Here is a 13,418-nt window from a genome sequence, read left to right on the forward strand (position 1 = left end):
GGCGGGACGACCCACGGCCAGCGGTCGCCCCGCCGTGGCCCGGACGCTATTTTGGTCGCCCTGCTGCAGCGCCTTCGAGGCCCCACAGCGCGCCGGCCCTCCCCGCCCACGCCCCGATTCCGTGCCCAGCCTCTCACTCGTCGCTCTCTCTGGCCCCCTGCTCGGCCAGCTCGAGCCGCTCCTGGTCCTGGGCATCGTCCTGGCCGTCGGCGCGGTCTTCGGGATCCTCGCGAAGAAGATCCACCTGCCGAGCGTCACCGGCCAGATCCTGGCGGGCTTCGTCGTCGGCACCTACGGGATCGGACTCGTCGACAGCAAGGCGGTGCTCGTCTCGCTGCAGCCGCTCTCGCACTTCGCGCTGGCGCTGATCGCGGTCGAGGTCGGCTCGCACCTCAACATCCAGAGGCTGCGCAACGCGGGGCGACGCCTGACGCTGCTGCTGTTGTTCGAGCTGACGCTGATGCCGGCGATCGTGTTCGGCGCGCTGGCGCTCGGGACGCCGCTCGGATGGGGCGGGATCGAGATGGGCCTCGCGATCGCCGCGCTGATGGCCGCGCTCGCGATCGAGACCTCGCCCGCCACGACCGTGCACCTGGTGCGCGAGACGAAGTCGCGCGGCGTGCTGACGAAGACGCTGCTCGCGTCCGTCGCGCTGTCGAACATCGCCTGCATCTTCGTGTTCGAACTGGCGCGCGCGGGCACGTTGAGCGCGATGGCCGACAACGTCGGCGTGGCCGGCATCTTCGCGGGCGCGTTCACGTCCCTGGCGACGTCGTTGGCCGTGGGCGGAGCGATCGGACTCGGACTGGTGTGGATGTCGCGTTCCACGGGTCGCGCCGATGCGTTGGTCACGATCGCACTGATCGGCGTGATTCTGTGCGACGGGATCGCGGGCGCGTTGGGCGCGTCGCCGCTACTCGCCTGTCTGGCGCTCGGCTTCGTGCAGACGAACCTCTTGCCGGCGCGCGAGAAGCTGATCGACTCCGTGCTCGCGAACTTCCTGCCCTCGATGATGGCGGTGTTCTTCACGCTGGCGGGCATGAAGCTCGACCCGGGCGTGCTGGTCACCGGCGGCCTGATCGCGGGCGTGCTGTTCGTGGCGCGGGCGGGCGCGAAACTGCTCGTCGCGCGCACGGCGATGGTCATGGCGCAGGCGCCCGACAAGCTGAGGAACCTGCTCGGCATGTCGCGCCTCCCCCAGGCCGGCGTGACGATCGGTCTGTTGCTGACGCTGCAGGAGGATCCGGCCTTCGACGCGGTGGAGAGTCTGCTCGTCGCGGTCGTCCTGGCCGTCGTGATGCTGAACGAGATCGTCGGACCGATCCTGACGCGCGTCGCGCTGAAGCGTTCGGGCGAGGCGGACATGGATCGCACGCGCCTGATCGACTTCCTGGGCGAGGAGAACATCGTCACCGGCCTCGAGGCGGAGACCGTCGAGGACGCCATCGAACGCTTGACCGAGCGCCTCGTGAGTTCGCACCAGCTGCCGCAGTCGACGCTCGAGCCATTGCTCGCGTCCACGCTCGAGCGCGAGGCGCAGGTGTCGACCGTGCTCGGCAGTGGACTCGCGATCCCGCACGGAACCCTGGACGAGGGCGAGCGGATGCTGGGCGTGATGGGCCTGTCGCGCAAGGGACTCGCGCTCGGCGCGCCGGACGGCAAGCCGGTCCACTGCATCGTGCTGCTCGCCACGCCGCGCGGGCAACGCGAGCGCCACCTCGAGGTGCTCGCGACGCTGGCGCGCATGATCGGAACGGACCCGACGTTCGCGCAGGAACTGTTCACCGCCGACACGCCCGCGCACGCCTACGAACTTCTGCACGGCGAAGAGTCGGGCGACTTCAACTACTTCCTCGACGACGAGGAGTGAACGGCGGCCGGCGGCGACGGCAGCGCGCCCGCGTCGTGACCGGTCAGTCGCGCATGCGCGCATCCGCGGTGCCCTCGGCGCTCAGCCGCGCATCCGCGGTGCCCTCGGCGCTCAGCCGCGCATCCGGAAGACGCCCCGCTGTCCCGGCGTCTCCTCGACCTTGATCTCGATCAGTCGGATCTGCACGGCGGGGAAGCGTTGGCGCAGGCGCGTCGCCAGCTCGCGGCCGATGTAGCCCGCGAAGTTCTCGGCGCTCGTGTTGTTGATCGGCAGCACGATCACGTTGTCCTTGGGCGCCGTGTAGAGCCGGTCCTTGAAGCGCACCTCCACGTGTTCGGACAGTCCGTCCCGGGCGGGCAGGTCGCGGACGGAGAGGTCCGGGTGCTGGCCGGGCAGCAGCCAGTGCTCGTCGAGCCAGTCGCACAGCTCGCGGATGACCGGCTTGACCTCGATGAAGTCGATCACGAGCCCGTGGTCGTCGAGGGCCGCGTCGACCTCGGCGTAGACGCGGTAGTTGTGGCCGTGGAGCCGCTCCGCCGTGCCGTCCGCGAAGATCAGGAAGTGCGCGCAGGAGAATTTCAGGTACTCCTTGTCGATCTCGATCGACCAGGTCTCGCGGGGGTCGGTGGGCCTGGCTGCGGTGGACATCGGAGGCGCTGTCGGGGAAGGCACGGTCGGGGAAGGCACGGTCGGGGAAGGCACGATCGTGGAAGGCACGGCCGTGGGATGCTCGATCGGGCGGGGTGCTGGAACCGGAGCCGGACCTCGTGCGCGAGGACCCGCCCGGGGAAGCGCGAGCATCGTCCCGGCCGCCGTGCGGTTCAAGCGCGCGCCCTCTGGTAGCCTGCTCGTCCCATGGAGCTGCGATCCAGAACCGTCCAGGTGCCCGGTCTCGACCTTCAGTTCGAGATCGTCGAGGGCGACACGATCATCGGCCCCGCCATCGAGCGCGGCGGCTGGGAGGAGCACGAGTCGAGGCTCTTCCTCTCCCACGTGACGCCCGGCTGCCAGGTGGTCGACCTGGGCGCGAACGTGGGCTGGTTCGCGGTGCAGGCGATCCTGGCCGGCGCCGAGGTCCACGCCTTCGAACCGGTCCCGGCCATCGCCGCCATCGCGCACCGCAACGTCGAGCGCGCGATGAAGAAGGGCCCGGGCAAGGGCGTGGTGCACGTGGCGGCCGCTGGCGCCGAACCGGGCACGGCGACGATCGCGCTGGCCGCGAACAACCACGGCGACAACCGCGTGGTGGATGGCTCGGACGCGCCCAGCGACATGTCGGACGCCGAGACGATCGAGATCGCGATCACGCGCGTCGACGACCACGTGAAGGGCCCGGTGCGCGTGCTCAAGATCGACACGCAGGGCTCGGAGTGGCTGGCGTTGCAGGGTGCGAGGGAACTCTTGCGCACCAGTCCCGAGATGGCGCTGCTGATCGAGTTCTGGCCCTACGCCCTGCGCGGCTGCGACCCGAAGGACCTGCTCGGTCTGCTCGAGAGCGAAGGCTTCACCATGGGCAAGGCCACCGAGGCGCCGTACCCGATGACGCCCGAGCGCATCCTGGCCCAGGCCATGCTGCGCGACCCGGTGAAGGGCGGCCTCGACCTGTACGGCACCCGCGGTCTGCCCTTCCACGTGGGCGGGGCGAAGGCGCGGGCCAAGAGTCTGTGGCGGTCGGTCAAGGAGGCTTGAGCGGCGAGCGCGCTGGGCTCGGTGATCGAGCCTCGGATGCGTCCATGCAGGACGAACACGGGGACGAGCGCCGAGCGACGAGTCGCGCGTCGCACGCGGCGACGAAGGACTCCCCGAAGGCGACGATGAGTGCAGCGGGCACTCGCCCGCGTTGGCGGACGTGGCTGCGGCGCGCGGTGCTGCTGAGCGGCGTGCTGCTCGCCGTGCTGTTCGTCGCGGGCGAGCTGTACGCGCGACGTGACGCGGACCCGGTGCTGCTCGCCGGCCGCGAGCGCCTCGCCGGTGCGTCGCTCACCGAACTCGAGGCCACGGGCGGCTGGCGAACGCTGGACGCAAAGATCGAGGGCGACGGCGACCTGGTCGTGCACGCGCGGCTGCGCCTGCCGCCCGGTGACGGGCCACACCCGGTCGCGATCGTCATGGGCGGCGAACGCACAGGTCGCGCGGTCGTCGACCTGGTGCAGCCCGAGCGCGAGGTCGCGCTGCTGGGGCTCGACTACCCCTATTCGAAGCCCGATCCGAAGCCGAGCGGCATCGGCCCGAACGTGCGCGAAGGTCGGCTCATCCACGCGGCTGTGTGGGACGTCGTACCGTCGGCGCTGCTGGCGCTCGACTGGCTCGAGACGCGCGCGGACATCGACTCGGAGCGGATGGTGCTCGTGGGCGGCAGTCTCGGAGCCCTGTTCGCACCCGCGATCGCCGCCCTCGACGAACGCGTCGCCGCGGTCGGTCTGCTGCTCGGAGCGGGCGATCTCGGCGCGTTGGTGGCCGCCAACCTGAAGGCGCCGTTCCCGCTGCCGCAGGTCGGCGGCTGGGTCGCGACGGTGCTCGTCGCACCGCTCGAGCCACTCGACCACATCGCTCGCATCGCGCCGCGCCCCGTCCTTTTCGTGGCCGGTGAGGGCGACGAGCGCATGCCGCGCGCGCTGGCGGAACGACTGCACGAGCGGTGCGGCGAGCCCAAGGAGATCCGCTGGCTGGACCTGGGCCACGTGAACGTGCGCGACCCGAAGTTCCACACCGAGGTCCTGGGCGAGGTGGTCGCCTGGTTCGATCGCGTCGGAGTCACCAGCCGCTGACGACGGAGCGCGGTGTGGTTCCGCGGACGTCCAGTTCGATCCACCCGGTCGCGACCCGGCCCTCGCGCCACCGCCGACCGTCCGATGGGCCCGGAGCCCCCTCGCGGCGTGGGCAGAATGGAGTGAACCACCCGGACGCCTCCACCGTCCGAGTCTCCGCTGGCTCTCCCGATCCTTCGGCGCCATGCGGGGCTGCCACCCCGCGCCTCCCGTGGACTTCCTCACCCATCTCCCCCGCCGACTCGTACGCGGCGTGCTCGTCTGGAGCGCGATCCTGCTCACGGGCCACGTGCTGCTGCACCTGGTGTGGCGCTTTCGCAACGCGCCGAAACCGTTGCGCGACCTGTTCGCGTTCGCGAGCGAAGACAGCCTCGTCACCTGGACCAGCGTGGCGGTGACCATCGCGCTCGCCATTGCCTGCGTGGCGCTCGGCGTACTGAAGAACGAGCGCGGTTGGAAGCTCACGGGCCTCTTCTTCGCCTACCTGTCGCTCGACGACGAAGCGATGCTGCACGAGCGGCTCAGCTGGCTGTCGGGCGTGGAGGACGGCGTGAGCTTCTCGTGGACGTTCGTCGTGCTGCCGGTGATGGCGCTGTTCGGCCTGGCCGTGTTCGTGCACATCTGGCGCGCGAGTACGACGTCCAGGTCCGCGCGACGGCGGACCGTTGCGGCCTACGGCATGTGGGCGGGCGCGCTGGGACTCGAAGGCGTCGAGCGCGCCCTCGTGCACTCGGGCGAGCGCTGGCGCGGCTTCCCCGTTCACCTCTACCAGCAACTGGCCGAGGAGTGGCTCGAGATGGTGGCGCCGTGCGTGCTGCTAGCGGCGGTGCTGACGTTGATCGGCGACGTCGCGCGGGCGCAGATCGCCGAGCGCGACACGTTCGAGCGGCCGCCGGACGAACGACTCCGAGACGAGCGACCCTGAACGCCAGCGGGCGAGCGGTGTGATCGCTCACACCGCCCGCCCGCTGCGCTCGTCGAAGCGCGTTCCGGGGTGCACCCGGACGCGCGCCCGCGACTCAGCCCTTCGCCGTCGCCAAGAGGCCCGCCGCCTCGAGCCGCTTCTCCATGTGCTCGCCGAGCGTGCTCGGGCTGGACGTCATGGTGACGCCGGCCTTCTCGAGCGCGGCGATCTTCTCCTTCGCCGTGCCCTTGCCACCCGAGATGATCGCACCCGCGTGGCCCATGCGACGGCCGGGGGGCGCGGTGGCTCCGGCGATGAAGCCGACCATGGGCTTCTTGACGTTGGCGGCGATGAAGTCGGCGGCCTCTTCCTCGGCGGTGCCACCGATCTCGCCGATCATGATGATCGCGTCGGTCTCGGGGTCGGCGTTGAAGGCCGACAGCACGTCGATGAAGTTCGTGCCGTTGATCGGGTCACCGCCGATGCCGATGCAGGTGCTCTGACCGATGCCGCGCGTCGTGAGCTGCCAGACGGCCTCGTAGGTGAGCGTGCCCGAGCGGCTGACGACGCCGACGCGACCGGGCTTGTGGATGTAGCCCGGCATGATGCCGATCTTGCACTGCTCGGGCGTGATGATGCCCGGGCAGTTGGGACCGATGAGGCGGCTCTTCGTGCCGGCCATCGCTTCCTTGACGCGCACCATGTCGAGCACCGGAATGCCCTCGGTGATCGTGCAGATCAGTTCGATGCCCGCTTCGACGGCCTCGATGATCGCGGCCGCGGCGAACGGCGGCGGCACGTAGACCGCCGACGCGTTGCAACCGGTGGCCTCGCGCGCCTCGGCGACCGTGTCGAACACGGGCCGGTCGAGGTGCATGGTGCCGCCCTTCTTGGGGGTGACGCCGCCGACCAGCTGCGTGCCGTACTCGATGGCCTGCTCGGAGTGGAAGGTACCGGTCTTGCCGGTGAAGCCTTGCGTGATGACCTTGGTGTTCTTGTCGACCCAGATACTCATGGCTGTTTCCTCGGTGTGCCCGGGTGGGTCACTTGGTGGCGGCCACGATCTTCTCGGCGGCCTCGTCCAGGTCGGATGCGGTGATGATCGGAAGACCGGACTCCTTCATGAGTCGGCGGCCCTCCTCGACGTTGGTGCCTTCGAGGCGCACGACGAGCGGAATCTCGAGGCTGACCTCTTTCACCGCACCGATGACACCGCGCGCGATGATGTCGCACTTCATGATCCCGCCGAAGATGTTGACGAGCACGCCCTTCACCTTCGCGTCGGACAGGATGATCTTGAAGGCCGCGGTGACCTTCTCCTCGGTGGCGCCGCCGCCGACGTCGAGGAAGTTGGCCGGCTCGCCGCCGTAGAGCTTGATGACGTCCATGGTCGCCATCGCGAGGCCCGCGCCGTTGACCATGCAGCCGATCGAGCCGTCGAGCGCGATGTACGACAGGTCGAACTTGCTGGCTTCGATCTCCTTGGCGTCCTCCTCGTCGAGGTCGCGCAGCGCCACCACGTCGGGGTGACGGAACAGCGCGTTGCTGTCGAAGTTCATCTTCGCGTCCAGAGCGACGACCTTGCCGTCGTTCGTGTGCACGAGCGGGTTGATCTCCATCAGCGACGCGTCGAGCTTGCAGAACGCCAGCGCCAGCTTCTGCATCACATCGACGCACTGGTCCTGGAGCGCGTCGGGCATGCCGATGCCCTTCGCGAGTTCCTTCGCCTTGGCCGCGTCGAGCTTTCCGTCGCTGCCGAAGGCGGCCTTCAGGATCTTCTCGGGCGTGTGCTCGGCGACGTACTCGATGTCCATGCCGCCCTCGCTCGACGCCATCATCACCGGGCCGCCGGCCTCGCGGTCGACGACGATGCCGACGTAGTACTCCGAAGCGATGTCGGAGCCCTCTTCGACCCACAGTCGCCGCACGAGCTGACCTTCCGGCCCGGTCTGGTGCGTGACGAGCGTGGCGCCGAGGATCGACTCGGCCGCTTCGCGGGCGGCGTCGGCGCTCTTGACGACCTTGACGCCGCCGGCCTTGCCGCGGCCGCCGGCGTGGATCTGGGCCTTGACGACGGTGACGGGCGTGCCGAGGTCTGTGTGCGCCTTCACGGCTGCGTCGACCGTGCGGCATTCGAAGCCGCGGGGGACGGCGATGCCGAAGCCGCGCAGCAGCTCCTTCGCCTGGAACTCGTGGATGTTCATTGGGTGGTGTGGTCCCTTCGGGCCTTCGCGTGGATTTGGGCCAGCAGGATAGCGGCGCGCCGGGCCCGCGATCCACAGCGGCGACCTCTCTCTGCGCTTGAATCGCGGGCGCGGGCCCGGTGGGATGGCGCGATGAGCGCGCACCCTTCCTCCCCCGCCACCGAAGTCGCGCCCAGGGGCGTCCTGGTGGACTCGCAGATCGCGGCGCTCATCGACACGGCCATCAAGTCCAGAGCGGGTGCGCCGGCGGTCGATCTCGGGCGCCAGCTCCAGCCCGCCAGCCTCGACGTGCGTCTGGGAGGCCGCGTGCACCAGCTGCGCGCCGGCTTCCTGCCCGAGCACGCTGCGGTCGAGGAGCGCATCGCCCAGGTGGCCGTCCAGAGCTGGGACCTGGGCGACGGCTCGGGGCCCGACGACGCGGGACGGACCGGCGACGGACTGATCCTGCAGCGGGGACAGATCTACCTGGTCGAACTCGAGGAGGAGCTCGACCTGCCGCCCAACGTGTCGGCGCGCTTCAACCCGCGCAGCTCGACCGGCCGACTCGACCTGTTCTGCCGCGTGCTCACGCCGGGACACCCGCGCTTCGACGAGGCGCCGGCCGGCTACAGCGGTCGCGTCTGGCTCGAGATCGTTCCGCTGTCGTTCCCCGTGCGCGTGCGGCGCGGCGACCGACTCGCGCAACTGCGCCTGCAGTCCGGTGACACCGCCCTGTCGCGCGACGAACTGATGGCGGTCTACGAACGCACGCCGCTGTGCTTCGACGGCGACGAACCTGTCCCGATCGATCAAGTGCGTTTCGACGAACAGGGCGCGATCGAGATGCGCGTCGGGCTCGCGAACCGTTCACCCTGCGGCTGGCGTGCGTCGCTGCACACCGGCGCCGTCGAGTTCGGCTCGGAAGGCGCCCACGAGGCGCACAACTACTTCGAGCCGATGCACACCGGCCAACACGGTGCCTGCATCCTCGACCCGGGCCGCTTCTACATCTTCGCGAGCCGCGAACGGCTGCGCATCCCGCCCGACCTGTGCGGCGAGATGCTGCCGGTCGACGTGGGCTTCGGCGAACTGCGCAACAACTACGCGGGCTTCTTCGACAACGGCTTCGGCTGGAGCGAGAACGAACGCGGTGACGTGCAGGGCAACGGCACGCCGGCGGTGCTCGAGGTGCGCGCCCACGACGTGCCGTTCCTCGTGGAGGACGGGCAGATCTTCTTCCGCCTGCGCTACTACCGCACCAGCGGGCGCCCGTCGAAGCTGTACGGCGAAGGACGCGCGGGCGGCGCGAGCTACCAGGCCCAGGACCTGACGCTGGCCCGTCCGTTCCGCTCGCCGAGCTAGACGACCGGCGCGAGGCTCCGGCACCGTTCGGTGAGTCCGTTCGGTGAGTCCGTTCGGCGCATGCGTTCGGCGAGCGTTCGTCGGGATCACGATTGCGGCGGAGCGCGCGAATGCGGCCCGTTGCGACCCGTGGGGCACGAACGGGGTCGAAGCTCCCACACCGGGGTCGCTCCTGCGGGTCGCGGATGCGATGAGCGGAGACGGTCTCTGGTGAACCCCGGCCAATGAAGTCAGTTTGGGCGACGTAGAGCGGGAGCCGCGGCGCGCCGTGGCCCTCTTCGCTCCCCGCGCGCGCCGGCCCGATCGCCGGCGGCCCGCGCTCGACCGACTTCGCCCCTCCCGGAGCCCCCATGCTCGTGCGTGCCTCGTCGACTGCCGTCCGCCCTCTCGTCGCGCCGTCCCGCCTCGGACGCGGCCCGATCGAGCTGCTCGTCGTCGTCGGAACACTCGCCGTCGGGGCCGGCATCGGCCTGCTCCTCGGCTCGGGCACGGGGTCCGGCGCGCGCGCGACCGAACTGGGTTCGCTGACGGGACCGGACGGCACGGGCGGAGACGATCTGGGTCGCGTGGACCTCGTCGACACCGCGGACGAACGGAACGACACGGCAGAGACACGGCGCTCGGTCCCCATCCCCGGCGTCCCGACCGACGAAGAGCTCGCGGCACTCGAGAACGACCCGCTGCTGGCGGAACTGCGCGCGCTGCTCGGCAGTGAAGCGCTGCTCGCGATGGTGACCGAGAGCGACGAGACCACGGCCGCGTTCCTGATGCACCTGTACCTGGGTCTGGGCGACACGAAGTCGGCCCTCGACCTGGCCCGACGCACGAATCCGCCCGCGGGCACCTGGGCCCAGATCGCCGCGCAACTCAGTCTCGAGGGGAACAAGGTCGACGCGGCCGAGGCGTACATGTCCGCCCTCGAAGCCGCCGGCCGCTTCGCCTGGGAGGACCCGATCTCGAGCTGGGCGTTGCAGCTCGCGGCGCTCGATCCGCAGCGCGGCTTGGCGTTCCTCGAGGAACACGCCACGGGTTCGGCGGCGGATCCGGACGACATGCGTCTGGCGCTCGCGCGCTCGATGGCGGAGACCGGCCGCGAGGAGGAGGCGCGCACGTCCCTGCTCGAGATGGTCGCGCTCGATCGCTCGGTCGCCGCGTCCCTGAAGGCCCTGGCCCAGTTCGATCCGGAACTGGCCGAGAGCGAGATCCGCAGGCTCCTCGGCGAAGGGCGCCACCCGAACCTGTACGGACAACTGGCGGGACTCCTGGTCGACGAGGGCCGCACGAGCGAAGCCCTCGCGGCCATCCAGGAAGGCTTCGATCTGGCGCGAACCGGCGCCGGCAGCGGGCCCGATCCGTCGACGCTGTTCTTCGAGGCGATCGGCCTCCTGGGTGGCACGGTCGACGACGCCACGATCGACGGCTGGATCGAGACCTCCGGCGGTGGATCCAGCCTGCGTCACCAGGCGGCGCTCACCTTCCTCGGACAGGGCGACCTGGACCGCGCCGCGCCGTACTTCGAAGCGGCCTGGATGACCCAGGCCGCGAACGAGGGCTACTTGTCCTACCTGCCCGACTCGTTCCTCGAACAGAAGAAGGAGCAGGTCCACGCCTGGCTCGACAGCGCGTCGCAGGTGGCTGGAACCAAGGACGAGGTGTGGGGCGACATCGGCGACCACTACTGGAAGATCGGCGAGCTCGAGAAGGCCGAGAACGCCTGGAACACCGCCCACGACATCGACCCCAACGACGGCGAGTGGACCGGCAAGCTCAACCAGATCGCGGCCGGCAATCCGCCGCTCTGAGTTTCGCCGCGCTGAGGTTCGCCGCGCTGAGCTTCGCCGCGCTGAGCTTCGCCGCGACGCGTCGGGACAGCAGCCAGGATCCGGCAGCCACGAAGAACGCCCCACGTGCTCCGTCACGGGCGGAGCAGGTGGGGCGTCGCGCGATCGGCGCGGACTCTCGCCGGGCGGAGCCCGGAGCCGACCGGGACCTAGAAGGTGCCGTGGCGCGCGCGCTGGCGCTTGTTGACCTTGCGGCCGCCCGCGGAGCGCTGACGGGTGCGGTACCCGCCCTTCTTGGCCTTCTTGGCGGTGCTTCTACGGATGCGGAGCTTCATGGTGCTGGGTCGCGGTCTGGTGCTGGGTCGCGGTCTGGTGCTGGGTCGCGGTCTGGTGCTGGGTCGCGGTCTGGTGCTGGGTCGCGGTCAGATTCGCGGTCGCCGTTCGAGGAGTCTCGGTCGGGAGGGATGCCGACGCTCAGGTCGCCGGGTCGCTGTTCGCGAGGGCGAAGGGCGAGGAGCATACCCACAGCAGCCGGCCCGGGGAAGCCTCGGCCACCGGACGGGCCGCGCTCGGGGCCGTGAGGCGCTGCGGCCGGGCCAGCGGACCGCTCGTCGGAGCTCGATCCAGCCCCCTCGGTGCACCTGGGGTGCAGCGCCAGCGCCCCGTGCTGGCGCGATCCGGGCCCGTGGGGGCAGGATGGAAGTGGTCCGGCGATCCACTTCCAGGACGCGACCGTCGAAACGGCCGCGTTCGAGCCAAACGCGGGTGGTCCCGTGCCGTTGGTCCGGTCGACTCGGGACCTGCACGACTCGCGAACTCTCGAACCCCACCACCTCGCACCCCGCCATGACCGATCCCAAACTGCGCATCGCCCTGGCCGCCACCGCTGGACTGCTCCCCGGTCTGATCGTCGGTTTCCTCGCCGCCCCCGAGGACGGGCCGGTCTCGTCGACCCGGTCCAGCACGTCACAGGTCGACCAGCCCGCGGGTGGGACCGACGCCCGGGACGCGCAGCGGCCCGAGCCGATCACGAGCGTCGAGCGCCCCACCGCCGACGTCGTCGCCGAATCCACACGTCGCCGTCCGAGCGGGTCGGATCCGGACCCGACCCTCGAGTGGACGCTGGTCGACGAGCTGAAGGAACTCCTCGCGTCCGGGCGGGTCGAGACGATGGCGGGCCAGGACCCGCAGGGCCTGCGCGCGCTGCTCGTGCGCCTGCACGTGCAGCTCGGCGACGCGGCGGGCGCCCTCGCGCTGATCGAGAGCTTCGCAGACATCGACTCCAACCAGCGCTACGGCCTGTACGACCACCTGGTCGACCTGGCGTTCACGGACGCTCCCGAGGTCGCCGCGCTGGCGGCCGAGCGCGCGATGCGCACGTTCATGGAAGGCCTCGACGGGACCGAGCCGCCGACGTTCAGCTATCCCTACGACCACTACCTGACGCAGCTGCGAACGCTCGACCCCCAGCGGTCGCTCGAGCTCTTGGCGGAGCTGCGCGCCCTCGGTCTGCAGGAAGGCATCTCCCTGACGATGTTCGAGATCGAAGCCCTGTCGGCGGCGGGACGCGGCGGTCAGGCGTTGGCCCTGGCGCAGACGCTGCTGGAGAACGCGGAGACGGTGACGCAAGGGCTCATCGCGCTCACGAAGATCGACCCGGTCCAGGGCGAGGTCGAGCTGCGCAAGCACCTCGACGGGCCGAACGGAGCGTGGGCGCGCGGCACTTTGATCTCCATGCTGTCCGGACAGGGGCGTTCGCTCGAGGCGATCGAACTGTTCGAAGAGGCCCTCGCGAACGGCAGCGCCGACGCCGCCCTCTGGGGTCAGTTCTTGAACGGCATCCCGCGCAAGTACGTGGACGCGATGATCGACGACTGGTTGGCGACGGGTGACACGGGCTACGGCGCCCTGCAGAGCGTCGCCAACTACTACCAGTCCCAGGGCGACACCTGGGCCACGCTCGACGCCTACGAACAGCTGTGGAACAAGGCGCTCGAGACGGGCGCCTGGCTGCAACAACTGCCGTGGGACGTGATCAAGGCCCACCCCACCGAGTCGCTCGCGCTGCTCGACCAGGCGGCCGCGCAGTTGGGCGACAACGACGAGATGTGGGGCGACCTCGCCGACACGTACTGGCAGGCCGGAGCCACGAACGAAGCGCTCGCCGCCTGGGAGAAGGCCAAGGCGCTCGACCCCAACGACTCCGAGTGGACGAACAAGCTCGAGGCCGCAGCCAACGGTCAGAACCCGATCTGGATGCAGCCCGACAGTCAGCTGGGCGACGACGTCGCGGACCTCTACCCGCAGCCGGCTCCGCTCGAGATCCTGAACGGCGGCTACGCGAGTCAGGGCAGTTGGCTCGGCGGCTTCGGCTACGAAGAGGAGATCTACTTCAGCAACGACTCGTTCATCGAGTTCGGCGGCGAAGTGATCAACGTCGGCATGACGCACTCGATACCGGGCAGTGTCCAGGTCTTCGGAGACTTCGACTCCGGTGGGATCGAGGTCCTCGAGTCGCTCGGGTACAGCGACGGCGAGTGATCCGGGCGG

General features: G+C 70.1%; 11 protein-coding genes. 7 read left to right on the forward strand and 4 right to left on the reverse strand.

Annotated features, from left to right (window positions below):
* The first annotated feature begins 121 nt into the window (after nucleotides 1-121).
* Nucleotides 122-1,870 (forward strand): cation:proton antiporter domain-containing protein, encoded by a 1,749-nt coding sequence (locus tag Pla163_RS11335; protein ID WP_419185830.1) that lies wholly within the window; start codon nucleotides 122-124, stop codon nucleotides 1,868-1,870.
* 111 nt (nucleotides 1,871-1,981) lie between these two features.
* Here Pla163_RS11335 and Pla163_RS11340 read toward each other — a convergent pair whose 3' ends face one another.
* A complete protein-coding gene (locus Pla163_RS11340) occupies nucleotides 1,982-2,518 on the reverse strand; it encodes a 6-pyruvoyl trahydropterin synthase family protein (protein WP_419185831.1) in 537 nt (178 codons plus the stop codon).
* A gap of 207 nt (nucleotides 2,519-2,725) precedes the next feature.
* On the opposite strand from Pla163_RS11340, the gene Pla163_RS11345 reads away from it, so the two are divergent.
* The 3 genes from Pla163_RS11345 (at nucleotide 2,726) to Pla163_RS11355 (ending at nucleotide 5,563) form a co-directional block, all read left to right on the forward strand.
* Nucleotides 2,726-3,559 carry an FkbM family methyltransferase gene (locus Pla163_RS11345; RefSeq protein WP_145188125.1) on the forward strand — a complete coding sequence of 278 codons (834 nt, stop codon included), beginning with the start codon at nucleotides 2,726-2,728 and terminating at the stop codon, nucleotides 3,557-3,559.
* A 44-nt stretch (nucleotides 3,560-3,603) separates the two neighbouring features.
* Nucleotides 3,604-4,638 (forward strand): alpha/beta hydrolase family protein, encoded by a 1,035-nt coding sequence (locus Pla163_RS11350; protein ID WP_145188129.1) that lies wholly within the window; start codon nucleotides 3,604-3,606, stop codon nucleotides 4,636-4,638.
* Between the two features lie 211 nt (nucleotides 4,639-4,849).
* Nucleotides 4,850-5,563, forward strand: a complete 714-nt coding sequence (locus tag Pla163_RS11355) for a hypothetical protein (protein ID WP_145188131.1) — start codon at nucleotides 4,850-4,852, stop codon at nucleotides 5,561-5,563.
* Nucleotides 5,564-5,657: 94 nt separating this feature from the next.
* On the opposite strand, the gene sucD is transcribed toward Pla163_RS11355, so the two are convergent.
* The gene (gene sucD, locus Pla163_RS11360; RefSeq protein WP_145188134.1) at nucleotides 5,658-6,557 is read right to left on the reverse strand and encodes a succinate--CoA ligase subunit alpha; all 900 of its coding nucleotides are present in this window, start codon (nucleotides 6,555-6,557) and stop codon (nucleotides 5,658-5,660) included.
* 28 nt (nucleotides 6,558-6,585) lie between these two features.
* Nucleotides 6,586-7,746, reverse strand: coding sequence for an ADP-forming succinate--CoA ligase subunit beta (gene sucC, locus Pla163_RS11365; RefSeq protein ID WP_145188137.1), 1,161 nt, complete (start codon nucleotides 7,744-7,746; stop codon nucleotides 6,586-6,588).
* Between the two features lie 132 nt (nucleotides 7,747-7,878).
* Between sucC and Pla163_RS11370 the strand changes: the two genes are divergently transcribed.
* The gene (locus tag Pla163_RS11370) at nucleotides 7,879-9,087 is read left to right on the forward strand and encodes a 2'-deoxycytidine 5'-triphosphate deaminase (protein ID WP_145188140.1); all 1,209 of its coding nucleotides are present in this window, start codon (nucleotides 7,879-7,881) and stop codon (nucleotides 9,085-9,087) included.
* 350 nt (nucleotides 9,088-9,437) lie between these two features.
* Nucleotides 9,438-10,889 (forward strand): tetratricopeptide repeat protein, encoded by a 1,452-nt coding sequence (locus tag Pla163_RS11375; RefSeq protein WP_145188142.1) that lies wholly within the window; start codon nucleotides 9,438-9,440, stop codon nucleotides 10,887-10,889.
* Nucleotides 10,890-11,077: 188 nt separating this feature from the next.
* Here the strand turns inward: Pla163_RS11375 and rpmH are convergent, their stop codons facing one another.
* Nucleotides 11,078-11,203, reverse strand: coding sequence for a 50S ribosomal protein L34 (gene rpmH, locus Pla163_RS11380; RefSeq protein ID WP_145188145.1), 126 nt, complete (start codon nucleotides 11,201-11,203; stop codon nucleotides 11,078-11,080).
* A gap of 511 nt (nucleotides 11,204-11,714) precedes the next feature.
* On the opposite strand from rpmH, the gene Pla163_RS11390 reads away from it, so the two are divergent.
* On the forward strand, nucleotides 11,715-13,409 hold the full coding sequence (locus Pla163_RS11390; protein WP_145188148.1) for a tetratricopeptide repeat protein: 1,695 nt from the start codon (nucleotides 11,715-11,717) through the stop codon (nucleotides 13,407-13,409).
* The last annotated feature ends 9 nt before the right edge of the window (nucleotides 13,410-13,418 follow it).

It is taken from the genome of Rohdeia mirabilis, from assembly GCA_007750655.1.
Taxonomy (GTDB): Bacteria; Planctomycetota; UBA1135; order UBA1135.

Excerpts from the sequence above, each read along its gene's own strand:
- Pla163_RS11340 (WP_419185831.1), bottom strand. The coding sequence starts at position 2,518 with ATGTCCACCGCAGCCAGGCCCACCGACCCCCGCGAGACCTGGTCGATC.
- Pla163_RS11370 (WP_145188140.1), top strand. The coding sequence starts at position 7,879 with ATGAGCGCGCACCCTTCCTCCCCCGCCACCGAAGTCGCGCCCAGGGGC.
- Pla163_RS11350 (WP_145188129.1), top strand. The coding sequence starts at position 3,604 with ATGCAGGACGAACACGGGGACGAGCGCCGAGCGACGAGTCGCGCGTCG.
- sucD (WP_145188134.1), bottom strand. The coding sequence starts at position 6,557 with ATGAGTATCTGGGTCGACAAGAACACCAAGGTCATCACGCAAGGCTTC.
- Pla163_RS11390 (WP_145188148.1), top strand. The coding sequence starts at position 11,715 with ATGACCGATCCCAAACTGCGCATCGCCCTGGCCGCCACCGCTGGACTG.
- sucC (WP_145188137.1), bottom strand. The coding sequence starts at position 7,746 with ATGAACATCCACGAGTTCCAGGCGAAGGAGCTGCTGCGCGGCTTCGGC.
- Pla163_RS11375 (WP_145188142.1), top strand. The coding sequence starts at position 9,438 with ATGCTCGTGCGTGCCTCGTCGACTGCCGTCCGCCCTCTCGTCGCGCCG.
- Pla163_RS11345 (WP_145188125.1), top strand. The coding sequence starts at position 2,726 with ATGGAGCTGCGATCCAGAACCGTCCAGGTGCCCGGTCTCGACCTTCAG.
- rpmH (WP_145188145.1), bottom strand. The coding sequence starts at position 11,203 with ATGAAGCTCCGCATCCGTAGAAGCACCGCCAAGAAGGCCAAGAAGGGC.